General features: G+C 57.2%; 8 protein-coding genes. All 8 read right to left on the bottom strand.

What is annotated here, in order from left to right; all coding sequences use genetic code 11:
- Positions 1-187: hypothetical protein (locus VGK48_10935; protein ID HEY2381681.1), on the bottom strand; the 187-nt coding region annotated here is incomplete at its 3' end.
- 84 nt (positions 188-271) lie between these two features.
- Entirely contained in the window at positions 272-1,666 is a 1,395-nt protein-coding gene (locus tag VGK48_10930; GenBank protein ID HEY2381680.1) for an aspartate kinase, read from the bottom strand.
- 35 nt (positions 1,667-1,701) lie between these two features.
- Positions 1,702-3,318 carry a hypothetical protein gene (locus VGK48_10925; protein ID HEY2381679.1) on the bottom strand — a complete coding sequence of 539 codons (1,617 nt, stop codon included), beginning with the start codon at positions 3,316-3,318 and terminating at the stop codon, positions 1,702-1,704.
- Positions 3,291-4,529 (bottom strand): BamA/TamA family outer membrane protein, encoded by a 1,239-nt coding sequence (locus tag VGK48_10920; protein HEY2381678.1) that lies wholly within the window; start codon positions 4,527-4,529, stop codon positions 3,291-3,293. Before VGK48_10920 ends, VGK48_10925 begins: the two co-directional genes overlap by 28 nt.
- A 173-nt stretch (positions 4,530-4,702) precedes the next feature.
- A complete protein-coding gene (locus VGK48_10915; GenBank protein HEY2381677.1) occupies positions 4,703-5,203 on the bottom strand; it encodes a response regulator in 501 nt (166 codons plus the stop codon).
- A 3-nt stretch (positions 5,204-5,206) separates the two neighbouring features.
- Positions 5,207-5,974, bottom strand: a complete 768-nt coding sequence (locus VGK48_10910) for an ATP-binding protein (GenBank protein ID HEY2381676.1) — start codon at positions 5,972-5,974, stop codon at positions 5,207-5,209.
- A 2-nt stretch (positions 5,975-5,976) separates the two neighbouring features.
- The gene (locus tag VGK48_10905) at positions 5,977-6,348 is read right to left on the bottom strand and encodes a cyclic nucleotide-binding domain-containing protein (protein HEY2381675.1); all 372 of its coding nucleotides are present in this window, start codon (positions 6,346-6,348) and stop codon (positions 5,977-5,979) included.
- 28 nt (positions 6,349-6,376) lie between these two features.
- Positions 6,377-8,044 (bottom strand): hypothetical protein (locus tag VGK48_10900; GenBank protein ID HEY2381674.1); only part of this gene is annotated, 1,668 nt, incomplete at its 5' end.

The following is an 8,044-nucleotide window of genomic DNA, read 5'->3' as shown; positions in this document are numbered from 1 at the left end:
CGCCTTCCCGGATCGCCAGCGTATGAATCTGGATCTGCTGCAGAATCGCGTGCTCCTGCTGCCCCGCGACCACAAAAAGACCGCCGCCTGCCGTCCGCGACAGAAAGAATGCGAATCCCGCGGTGCCGGCGAGTGAACCGGCCGTGAGCAGAAGGAGCAGAAACCCAACTTTTCTAGTAAGTGTCAAAGAAAAGAAATACCACAAACGCTTCAAGGCACAAGAGCTTTTGCACCTCGCGCGATCTAAATTTGCCAGCTGCTCTGAAGACTATCATCTGGCCAGTTCGAATGCTTCATGAATCAGTTGAACTGCCCGCGCGGCATCCTTCTCACGCACCACTATCGACAGATTCAGCTCTGACGATCCCTGGGCGATCATCATGATGTTGATTGCCGCCCCGCCGAGGACCCCGAAGGCACGCGCCGCAACGCCGGGCACACCTTTGATTCCCTCTCCTACCAGAGCGATGATCGCAATCTCGGAAATCGATGCCACGCGATCGATCCGGCGCCGCTCCATTTCCGCTTCGAACTCGCGCCGCAGAGCCTTCACGGTTTGATCGCCCTCGTGGCGCTTCACCACGAGTGAAATGTGCTGCTCCGAGGAAGCCTGCGAAAACATCAGGACGTTGATCCGTTGTCCTGCCGTTGCCGTGAAGACACGCCCGGCAACGCCCGGCACGCCGATCATTCCGCGGCCTTCGACGGAGACCAGCGACATTCCGGTAATCGACGTTACGGTTTTGACGCTGAATTCCCGGGCAGGCGTTTCGGCGCTGATCAGCGTTCCGGGATCTTCCGGAGCAAACGTGTTCTTGATACGGATCGGGATGTTCTCGTCGACCGCCGGCATGATCGTCTGGGGATGGAGCACCTTCGCGCCGAAATATGACATCTCGGCGGCTTCTTTGTATGAGACGCGATCGAGGACCCGGGCCTGAGGCACGATCCTGGGATCCGCCGTCATCACGCCGCTCACATCCGTCCAGATTTGAATCTCTTCGGCTTTGACGCAACTGCCGATGATCGATGCCGAATAATCCGAACCACCGCGTCCGAGCGTCGTCGTGATGCCGTCCGGCGTCGAACAGATAAAGCCTGTTACTACCGGAATCAGGCCGCCGTGGACCATCTTCGTTAACTTCTGACAGCGTTTACGGGTTTCATCGAAATCGACAAGCAGATACTGCGCGTCTTCGCCGGTGACGATGATTTCGCGCGCGTCGACAGGTTCCGCGTCCTGGCCCAGAGTCGAAAGATATCGGGCAAAGATCGGAACGATGAGACGTTCACCGAATGAGCTGATCAGATCGCGGGAACGCGCGCTCATCTCCCGAAGGAGCGATACGCCCGTGAAGACCTTCTGGACTTCTTCGAGAATGACACGCTCGGCATCGTGCACCGTGACTGCGATGTTCCTGTCCTTGAAGAGTTCGTTGATTGCCTGATCGTGGCGGCTGCGGATTTCCCAGAGCTTGTCTTCACGCTGGCGTGTCTGGCCTGTGACCGCCGCATCGCCCGCCTGAAGCAGCGCATCCGTGACGCCGCCCATCGCCGACACCACAACAATCGGCTCACGGTTGCGCATCGCATACACGATGCGCGCAGCCTGCTCGATTTGCGCGGCCGCCCCCACCGACGTCCCGCCAAACTTCACCACAATCATGTGTTACATAACGATATCAAAATGGGGACGTTTTGTTACGAGGTGCGGGAGCAGCCGACAATGTGGTAGCCGGAATCGGTCTTTCGGACCGTGACCGTTACGGATTTCACTTTGTCTTTCGCTGTCGTGATAACCGCCGAAAAGTATGATCCGACAGCAGCGTGTTGCACGTCGCCCGGCACCTGCGCTGAGAGCGGTGACGACAGCGGCGACTGACGACCGGTCATGTTGTCGAACTCGAACCAGCGCACGTCGTAGTGTTCCGGCGGCCGGAACTCGTGGAGGACGGCGAGGTCATCGAACCGAAGCTCGCCGTTCTCGATACGGAAGTTGTCGAGCGGCAGAACTTTCGCAAAGAAGGTCTCACCGATTTTGTCTCGCCGTTCGGCGAGAGTGTTGGTCAAGTATTCGACGACGAGCGGGTCCGAGAATTCGGCCGTCTCCACGATGGCGCGGATATCATCCGATGTGAACGCCATCACCTGCTCCGCGGCCCAGAAGTCATCCTGCGGCTGCCGGCTCATGAAAGCCGGGTTCGGATAGTCGGATTTCCATTCATCCGGATCGAACCCGTCGGCGCTGAAGTTTCCGACGGCGGGCAGTTTGGAGTACTCCATACGTTCCCAGGGACGCGGAAACAACCCCAGCGTCGCGATGGACCGCAGCGCATCGTGGGGCGTTGGAATCATGAACGCATACCCGAGGCGTGCGTCCTTCGGACCGTCGCCGTCGCTGCCAAAGGCGGAGCCGAAATCGATCAGATAGTGTTTGATGTAGGAGCGTCCAGCGCTGTCTTTCACGATAGCGTCATATGTATTACCCGCTCGGGCGTCGGTATTGTTCAGCCACGCGAAAAAAACATAGAGACCGCGAAGATCCCGCCGGTTTTCGTGAAGGACGAGATCATTGGGATCGTCGCTTCTGAGGCCCTCGTAGTAAAAAGGCCCGGCGGGCCCGCCTTCGACTTTCAGGCTGGCCATCAGGCGGAATGAGCCGTCCGGATAATGCGGAATCGCTTTGGCGATATATTTAACATCGTCCCAGCTCATCTTGCGCACGTGGCCGTCAGTGCCCATGATTTTAGCTTTGCCGGAGAGCCGCAAATCCGACAACTTCAGCTTCACGATATAGTTCTCGGGGACGTTGTATCCCAGCGCGTAAAGGAATCGGGAGCCGAGCACATCCGACGCGGTCACCAGTTCCGGATTGCTCTTCGGATCGACCTTGACGAAATAGAGCCGGCCTTTGGAGTCCTCCATCCGGAACCCTGGAGTAATGCCTTCCATTTTTCCTCCCACAATCGTGAAGGGCCCGGCAGGCTGTTCATGAGCGGGGCCGCGCTGAAGTTCCTCCCGCGTCATCCGGTGCACGCTGTGGCGGCTCGTATACCAGGCGCTATCGGGCGGACTTCCCATCGTGTTCACGCCGGCGGCAGGAACCGGCGGCCGGGGTTTCCAGCGGATGGAGTTCATCACAAAGTCGTATGGCTGATCGATCTTATGAACGGAAACTTTCGTGACCGGCACCGGAGGCGGCATCACTTGAATGGGATCATCCGGAAAATAAATCGGCGATGTTCCCGTGGCCTGAAGCCCCAGCGTTGCGGCGGCGACGGCCAGCAAGATCAAAAGACTTTTTTGAATGAGGCCCATATCTGAAATCCCTCCCGGCTGAAGCCGGTATCGATCCGCCAGACCAGGTTCTGCTGGTTGTTGAAGCGCAGGCCGAAGCCTGCATCGTTCTGAATAAGGCCCAGACTGAACTGGCTGGGCCGGTGAAATACTTCGCCGGCGTCCATAAACAGGGCCATATCGAAGCCGGTGCATACCTCCCACCGGTATTCGGCATTCGCCACGACAGCGTTCTCGTCGTAATACCGCAGCGCGCGGTAGCCGCGCAGGTCGCTGTAACCGCCGAGGGTGGGCTGCATGTAAAAAGGCACCACCTGATTGGAGTCATGGAACGTCATGTCGGCGGCCGCGTGAAGCACAATGACGCGTTTGGCGTTGAAGAACGGAATGTATTGTTCGACGCTGCCATTGGCGCGGTGGAATGAATTGATGCTTCGTTGCTCTGCAACAAACCGGCGATAATCGAGGAACAAGGCGGTTCCACTGCGGGGATATTCCGGCAGATCCCGGAAATCAAACTTCAGGCCGCATCCGCCGATGAAATAATTGCTCTGAAGATCGATACCGGGCGCCTGGGCGGGGCCGAAGCGCAGTGGAGTCGATGTCACAGTGTCGCTCGTGCCGGGCCCCACGTTCAGCAGATCCTCTTCAGCCTTGCAGTGCGGCTGAAGGTGCGTCAACGCGGACCACTCCACTCCGGCTTCAATGGGTGTCTTTTCCAGACGGTAATCGGTTCGATGACCCTTCACGGATGTGGGGCCTTCGCCGTAAAAATCCATCCGGGGCAGGTCATAATGAGCAGCCTTGAAGGTCACGTCCAGGCGGCGGCTCGTAAAACGCGGCAGTTCCAGACCGGTGCCTGCCCCGTAAAATCCACTGAACGAGCCGACCGCCCACAGATCCACGTGCGCTGCATCGTTCCGGCTCTGCCATTGAACCGCAGGCCCGACAGCAAAAGTGGCCGGCATGGGAAGACCGCCCATCTGAAGGTGCAGCTTCGGCCCTTGCAGGATGTAACGGGCGTCCTGTTCGCCATCCACGAATCGTCGTTCGCTGCGGTCCGGTGTATCCGGCGTTAAAGCCTGAGATTTCGCAGACTGTTCGCTTTCGATCTGTCCGGTCCGCGAGTCCGGCACTGAAGCGTCCTGTGCTTGCAGGTTGGTGGCAAAAAACAAACCGGCGAGAGCTGAAATCGTCAGAGCATTGATCCGCGGCACCATCAATCTTTCCATCCCCCGCCACTGGCTGCACGAATTGTTCCCAAGGCAAAATAGGATCGGGAACGGACACAAGAAGCACAAAAAGCGGCTCGCAACGTTTTTCTTGTGTTTTTGTGTTTTGTTTGTGCTTTTTGTGTTCCGTTCCCTTCCGTTGGCGAATCCGCTCCGATAGAACGGCGGTTCCCTCAGGCAAAGACGCGGAGGATATCTTTCTGGACGTCGCTCAAGTCACGGTGCGCCCGTTCGACTTCCTGAATTTTCTCTTCGAGTTGCTTGAGCAACACCGTTTTTTCCAGTCCGTTCCGGATGACCAATTTCAAGTCCTCGTTGTCCCAGGGCTTCTCGATGTACTGGTAGAGCCCCACGTTATTGATGGCCTTGATGGCATTCTCCTTATCCGCGTAACCGGTGAGAAGAATGCGCGGCACAAAAGGCAGCCTTTCCTTCACCTTGGCCAGAAAAGTGATTCCATCCATCTCGGGCATCAGGTAGTCGCTGATCACGAGATCGAAATTCATGTCATTCCGTTCGATCTCCTGAAGGGCCTTGATTGGCGACGTATGGGTCACAAGTTCATAAGCGCTCTCGATTGAGAAGAACGATTTGATGGAGTTCAAAACCATCTCTTCGTCGTCGACGAGCAGAATCCTCGGAATCCTTCCGCTATTTTCGGAGTTGTCTGACACGTTCTAACCTTTCATGGATCCGTGAAGGGGCAGCGCGATCGTGAACGTTGTGCCCGATTTTGAGCTGTCTACGTCGATCGTGCCCGCGTGGTCCTGCACGATCTTGTAGCAGATTGATAGCCCAAGTCCGGTACCGATCCCGACGCCTTTCGTTGTAAAGCCTGGATCGAAAATCTTCGGCAGATTCTCGTCCGATATGCCAACGCCGCTATCGCCGATGGCAATTTTTACCTGATCGTTTTCCGTCCAAGTTCGGATGCGGATGGTGCCGCGCTGCGGGATTGCCTGCGCGGCGTTGACAAGAATATTCATGAAAACCTGATTCAGTTGATTCGGGTGGCACTCGATCTCGGGCAACTCTGCGAAATCTCTTTCGATCCGGATCCGGCCTTTTAACTGATGCTGCATCAGAGCCAGCGTGCTCTCGATGCCTTCATGAATGTTGACAGATTTCCTTTCCGCCTCATCGAGACGGGCAAAGTTCTTTAAACTGCGCACGATGTGCATGATGCGTTCGGTTGCGGCCTCATTGTTTTTGCATACCTGTTCCAGAATATCGAGCAGGCGGCCGACTTCTCTTTCGGGCGACGGCCCGAGAGCCGTGCGAATTCTACCGACAGCGCGATTCATGATGTCGTTGTTGCTGTGAATGGCGCCCATCGGCGTATTGATTTCGTGCGCGACTCCCGCGACCAACAGACCCAGCGCGGCCATTTTTTCCGCCTGCATCAGCTGCGCGGTCAATTGCTGTTCTCTGGTCTTCAGCGTCATGGTTACCCCGGAATTAGAGTCTTCACTCGCTCGATGATTGCCCGGAACATGACAGGAGTGATCTCCTCGTGATCCGAGAGCAGGTCGTAAAAATCCTCGCTGCGGATCTTCAGAAGATGCACGTTGCCCACGGCAATCGCCTTCATAAGCCGCGGCTGATTGTCGAATAATGCCCAGGTGCCGAAGCTTTGGCCGGCGGTCGCGACCATCACTTCTTCGTCGTTCTTTTCAAGGCGCACATATCCCTGCACGACGACGTACATTGCATCGGAAACATCTTCCTCCTCGAAGATCGTTTGGCCGGCAGGTGCTTCGACGTCCCTCGCGATCGAGCCTATGAATCCCAGCATTTCGGTCGTTGCATGCCGAAACACGTCGACGCTCTGAAGACACAAAACCTTGTCAACCGGCGTTAAGGTACTGCATTCCTGTTTCATTCGAGACAAGCTCCATTACGATCGTGCTGAGCCACGGATCCTCGCCCTTCAGAAGAGTTCCGAACACGGTTTGTCTGGACATCGCACGCGCCGGACGCGGTCCTCCTTCCTCCAGCAATGGGATGATCAGTTCTTTCATCCGTGTATCCAGCAGGTTGTCCAGAAACTCGATGGCGCTGGCCCGCATGGCAGGGCGCATCTGCCAATTGTAGTAAGCGGCATAAATATCGTTCGGCGGATAGATCAATCCGACAAGCCGGAAGATGCGTTCCAGCCGTTCCCCCATGCGCTCGGCCACCGCGCGCGTCAGGAGTTGGAACACCGGCCCTTCCGGCGCGCTCGCCAGGAGCCACCCGTGAACGTTTAAAAGACGGTCGTAGGCTTCGCGCTCCGTATAAATGGCCCGGATGACACGGGCACGGTCGAGACGGATCTTCGGAAAACCGCCCCGCATCCGGTTGAGCGCTTTCAGGACGGCATAGTCGACGTGATATTCCACCTGATGGAGGCAGCGAAGCAGCATCTCGGCTGCTTCGGGAGTCCCTGCCAGCGCCAGCGTCTTCGGGATCCTCATGCGGATGCGCCCGGGCTGACCCGAATCCAGAAGCCGCGCCACCAGGTCGGCAATTATCGAATTACCGAATTTCGCAAGCGCAGCGCGCGCGTCGCGCCGGAAGTGGCGATCCGCAAGCTTTTCGATGAGAAACGGAACGGCGTCCTCATACTTGACCATCGCCGCGGTAACCATCGCCTGGCGCACAACCGCCGGAGATGAATCGCGCAACAAACCGTCGAGCGATTCCCTGTCCCGGAACGATCCGGTCCAGTAAAACCGTAAGGCTCCGGCCATTGCAACGCGGGCGGTTTCATAATCGGGATGGTGAATGAAGGCATCGCGCGCAATCAACGGATCGTTCCATGAAGCCAGGAGTGCGATCGTTCGGGCGCGGACTGCGGCGGAGGGATGCCGGATCAACATCGAAATCTGATCGCGCCAGCGATTGGGATGCGTATTGCTCAGCAGGTCCAGCGCATAAAGCACCTGCCGCTCGTCATCGCTGTCCAGCAGCCGGATAAGCGTCCGGGCTGTTCCCCGATCCAGATTACGAAGCTGAAGGGCTTCAGGCTCGATCGACGATTTCTCCAGCGCCAGCCGGAAAGAATGCAGATACTCGCGCTTCACGGCAATCACCATCGCGATCCACGCGATGACCAGAAACGCCGCCACAATACTCAATGCGGGTATTGAGAACGTCAGTATCACGGTGCACGCCAGAAGCAGTACGGCTCCGATCGCGCGTCCCGTCCGATCGACAAACATGTCGATGAATCCCTTGACCGCGTTTCGAGTCTGCGGCGGAATCGGCAAATAGAGCAGTTCCATCCCGGATCGATGGATCGAATAGCTGAGCCCGCCGTCCACCAGCTGAAGCAGGGCCGCCGCCCACAGCTTCGGATGTACGGCCAGGGCAATAAAGGAAACCAGCAACCCTGCGGGCAGCATCATGATCGCCCAGCCCACTCCCCGCTTCATGATCCGGTTCGTGACGAACATCTGAAACAGCAGTGAAAAGATGCCGATGTAGAAGGTAATGGTTCCAAAAAAGGCGGTCAGATGGTCCTTTGAAGCAAA

Source organism: Terriglobia bacterium (assembly GCA_036496425.1).
GTDB lineage: Bacteria > Acidobacteriota > Terriglobia > 20CM-2-55-15 > 20CM-2-55-15 > 20CM-2-55-15.
The sequence above is the reverse complement of the archived record's forward strand: the minus strand, read 5'-3'. Positions and strand labels throughout refer to the sequence as shown.